This is a genomic window from Methylibium sp., assembly GCF_031393925.1.
GTDB lineage: Bacteria > Pseudomonadota > Gammaproteobacteria > Burkholderiales > Burkholderiaceae_C > Methylibium.
The window spans coordinates 1-4103 of the sequence record NZ_JANMWL010000142.1 but is presented as its reverse complement, the minus strand read 5'-3'; the positions used below and the strand labels follow the sequence as shown (position 1 = coordinate 4103).

The 4103-nt window shown below is 66.0% G+C and carries 5 protein-coding genes; 4 read left to right on the top strand and 1 reads right to left on the bottom strand.

Annotated elements, in window-relative coordinates; genetic code table 11:
- From pilQ to RMO12_RS08230, 4 genes are all read left to right on the top strand, one after another.
- The coding region (gene pilQ, locus RMO12_RS08245; RefSeq protein ID WP_309638926.1) for a type IV pilus secretin PilQ at window positions 1–823 on the top strand (823 nt) is incomplete at its 5' end.
- Between the two features lie 54 nt (window positions 824–877).
- Window positions 878–1417: a shikimate kinase gene (locus RMO12_RS08240; protein ID WP_309638927.1), complete on the top strand. Its 540-nt coding sequence runs from the start codon at window positions 878–880 to the stop codon at window positions 1415–1417.
- Between the two features lie 41 nt (window positions 1418–1458).
- A complete protein-coding gene (gene aroB / locus RMO12_RS08235; protein WP_309638925.1) occupies window positions 1459–2571 on the top strand; it encodes a 3-dehydroquinate synthase in 1113 nt (370 codons plus the stop codon).
- 19 nt (window positions 2572–2590) lie between these two features.
- Window positions 2591–3760 carry a deoxyguanosinetriphosphate triphosphohydrolase gene (locus RMO12_RS08230; RefSeq protein WP_309638924.1) on the top strand — a complete coding sequence of 390 codons (1170 nt, stop codon included), beginning with the start codon at window positions 2591–2593 and terminating at the stop codon, window positions 3758–3760.
- A 67-nt stretch (window positions 3761–3827) separates the two neighbouring features.
- Here the strand turns inward: RMO12_RS08230 and RMO12_RS08225 are convergent.
- On the bottom strand, window positions 3828–4103 hold a 276-nt coding region (locus RMO12_RS08225; RefSeq protein ID WP_309638923.1), incomplete at its 5' end, for a transposase.

Sequence of the window (4103 nt, the reverse complement as noted above, 5' to 3'; positions counted from 1 at the left end):
GGTGGCACAAATCATCGCCCGCATCGACATCCCGGTGCGCCAGGTGTTGATCGAAGCTCGCATCGTCGAGGCGACGGATACCTTCGGTCGCTCGCTAGGGGTCAAGTTGGGAGTGAACCAGGTGGTGCCCGATCGACATATCGCTTTTGGCGGGAACTATCTCGGCGTCGGCGAGACCACCGGGCAAACTCCGCCTAACCCAGGAGGGTACGTGCCCAACACGTTCTTGGTGAACCTGCCGGCAATTGGACGCAACTCCTACACCCCGGCAAATTTCGCGATTTCGTTGTTCAATTCCGCGATGACTAAATTCGTAAACTTGGAAATCTCCGCCTTGGAGGCTGACGGCAAGGGCAAGATCGTCTCGAGCCCGCGCGTGGTGACCGCCGACCAGGTCAAGGCGCTGATCGAGCAGGGCACCGAGATCCCGTACCAGACCGCCACCTCAAGCGGCGCCACGGCCATCCAGTTCCGCAAGGCGACCTTGAAGCTCGAGGTCACCCCGCAGATCACGCCCGAAGGCAACATCATTCTCGATGTGGATGTGAACAAGGACAGTCTGGGAGCCACAACCGCATCCGGCATTCTCATCAACACCAAGCATGTCAAGACACAGGTTTTGGTCGAGAACGGCGGGACCGTCGTTATCGGCGGCATCTTCGAGCAGACCGAACAGGAAGACGTGACCAAGGTACCGCTGCTGGGCGATGTGCCGTTCGTAGGGGCGCTGTTTCGCACGAAGACCCGCACTGCCAACAAGACCGAGCTGCTGGTGTTTTTGACGCCGAAAGTGGTGTTGGACCGCGCGGCCTCGACACGCTGAGAGGCGTGTAGCGCACTTGCAGTGCATCCATCGCTAGCGCTGGCGTTGATTGGGTTGCCGGGGTCAGGCAAGTCGTCTGTCGGTCGCCAGCTTGCTCGTCGTCTGAGAATCGGCTTCACGGATTCCGACGTCGTAATCGAACAGCGGATCGGTGAGCCGATCCGCTTGTTTTTCGAACGCGAGGGTGAACTCCGGTTTCGTGATCTTGAAGAGACCGTGATCGCCGAACTTTGTTCCGGAGGCGATGGCGTGATTGCCACCGGCGGTGGCGCAGTGCTCCGTGAGGCCAACCGCCGTGCCTTGCAGCAAAGTGCCACCGTCGTCTACCTACGCTCTTCGCCGGAAGAGCTGCACCGGCGCTTGCGTCGCGATACCCAGCGCCCGCTGCTGCAAGTGGCCGACCCGCGCGCCCGGCTACAGCAGCTCTACCGCGAGCGTGATCCGCTCTACCGAGAGACGGCGCATTTCGTCATCGAAACCGGCCGGCCGAACGTGCAGAGTCTGGTCGGCATGATCCTCATGCAACTCGAACTGGCCGGCATCGTCGACCCCATGCAGGTGCCTTCGCCGGTAGAGCCGCAGTCACCACGTTGAGCGTGACCGCCGCGTCACAGGTGCCCCCGTACACTGGCGCCATGCCCGCGCTTCCCTGCACCGTTGCCGCCGGCAACGAGACCCTCCGCATCGACCTCGGCGAGCGCAGTTACCCGATCCTGATCGGCGCAGGACTGCTCGGCGACCCGGCCAGTTTTGATGCGGTGCCGCGCTCGGCCAGCGCGCTCGTGGTCAGCAACACGACCGTCGCGCCGCTCTATGCCGAGGCCTTGCTCGGCCTGCTTCGGCAGCGCCACGCCCGGGTCGAATTGCTGGTGCTGCCCGACGGCGAGGAGCACAAGCACTGGGCCACGCTCAACCTTGTCTTCGATGCATTGCTCACCCAGGGAGCCGATCGCAAGACGGTGCTCTACGCGCTCGGCGGCGGCGTGGTCGGTGACGTGACCGGCTTTGCCGCCGCGAGCTACATGCGCGGCGTTGCCTTCGTCCAGCTGCCGACCAGCCTGCTGGCGCAGGTGGACTCCTCGGTGGGCGGCAAGACCGGCATCAATCATCCGCGCGGCAAGAACATGGTGGGCGCCTTCCACCAACCGCTCGCGGTGATCGCCGACTTGGACGTGTTGGCAACGCTGCCCGAGCGCGAGCTGCGCGCCGGCCTGGCCGAGGTCATCAAGTACGGGCCGATCGCCGACGCCGAATTCTTCACCTGGGTCGAGCGCAATCTCGACGCGCTGCTCGAGCGCGACGCGCTCGCCCTGAAGCATGCCGTGCGCCGTTCGTGCGAGATCAAGGCGGCGGTGGTGGGCCGCGACGAGCGCGAGTCGGGACTTCGCGCCATCCTGAATTTTGGCCATACCTTTGGCCACGCCATCGAGGCGGGGCTGGGTTATGGGAAGTGGCTGCACGGCGAGGCGGTGGGCTGCGGCATGGTGATGGCCGCCGAGCTGTCGGTGCAGCTCGGCCTGCTGCCGGCGCATGACGCGCGCCGGCTCACCACGCTCATCCAGCGCGCCGGCCTGCCGGTGCGCGCTCCGGCTCTGGACTCCGCGCGTTGGCTCGAGCTGATGCGATTGGACAAGAAGGCCGACGCGGGTGAGATCCGGTTCGTGCTGGTCGACGCGATCGGGCATGCCGTCGTTCGCGGCGCGCCCGACGCCGACGTGCGCAGCGTGCTCGAGCGCTGCTGCGCCTGACGCGCACGTCCTTCGGCGCATGCCGCTTGCGCCCTACGCCAGTGACCCGACGCGCACGCGCGGGCGCCGCCACCCCGAGCCTGCGGCGCCCACGCGCGACGACTACCAGCGCGACCGCGACCGCATCGTCCATTCCACCGCCTTTCGGCGCCTGGTCTACAAGACGCAGGTGTTCCTCAACCACGAGGGCGACCTGTTCCGCACGCGGCTCACGCACTCGCTCGAGGTGGCGCAGCTGGCGCGCTCCATTGCCCGTGCGCTGCGGCTCAACGAAGACCTGACCGAGGCGATCGCGCTCGCGCACGACCTCGGGCACACGCCGTTCGGGCACGCCGGCCAGGACGCGCTCGACGCGTGTTTGCGACGCGCCGATCCCGCCAGCACCGGCTTCGAGCACAACCTGCAGTCCTTGCGCGTCGTCGACCGGCTCGAGGAGCGCTACGCCCAATTCGACGGTCTGAACCTGAGCTGGGAAACCCGCGAGGGCATCCTCAAGCATTGCTCGCGGCGCAATGCCGAGGTGATCGAGGCGGGTGAGCCAGGCGGTGTGGCCCGGCGCTTTCTCGACGGCACGCAGCCGGGCCTGGAGGCGCAGTTGTGCAACCTCGCCGACGAGATCGCCTACAACGCGCACGACATCGACGATGGCGTTCGCTCGGGGCTCATCAACATCGAGCAATTGCGGGGCGTGCCGCTGGTCGCTCGGCATCTGCAGGAGGCAGCGCGCGCTTACCCGCGGCTCGCCGGCCGTCGGTTGTTGTTCGAGACCCTGCGCCGCCTGTTGTCGGCGCAGGTCTATGACGTGATCGACGCCAGTCGCGCGCGTCTTGGCGAAGCTGCGCCGGCCGACGCGCAGGCCGTGCGAGGCACGCTGCCGCTCGTCGTCTTCAGCGCGGCAATGCGCGTCGAAAGCACGCAATTGAAACGCTTCCTGTTTGCCCATCTCTACCGCCACCCGCATGTGATGGCGAGCACCGCACGCGCGCAGGTCGTTGTCAGCGAGCTGTTCGCGGCCTATCGTGACAGCGCCGCGGAGCTACCGGGCGCCCACCACGGCCTGCCGCGGCACCGTGCGGTCGCCGACTACATCGCCGGCATGACCGATCGCTTTGCACTGCGTGAGCACCGGCGCATCACTGGCCGCATTGCCTTCGACGAGATCGATAGCGGCGGGCTCGAGGGTTTGTGAGCAGGCCTCTCTGATTGCGTGAAGACCCGGTGTCGGGCATGAAGGGGGATCGATAGGATTCCGCTTGTCAGCCCCAAGGCTTGGCTAGGTAGGCGATGGCGATGAAGTTCGATGCGGTGCGAAAGCCCCGCGTGGCGCGCTTGGCTTGCTGCAGCAATCCGTTCATAGCCTCGACGAAGGCATTGGAGCGGTTGTCTGTCATGCCGCGCACGACGGCGTCGACGCGCTCAGTGATCGTCTTGGCCAACGTCTTGAACGGCTCGAGTCGGCTTCGCCTGGCCCAGCTCAACCAGGCGTTCAAATCGGTCCGAGCGAAATGCGCGTCGTTGCTGGCTGCGGCCCG

What these genes read in the sequence shown, in the direction of transcription:
- aroB (WP_309638925.1), top strand. Translation starts at nt 1,459, where the DNA reads ATGCCCGCGCTTCCCTGCACCGTTGCCGCCGGCAACGAGACCCTCCGC.
- RMO12_RS08230 (WP_309638924.1), top strand. Translation starts at nt 2,591, where the DNA reads ATGCCGCTTGCGCCCTACGCCAGTGACCCGACGCGCACGCGCGGGCGC.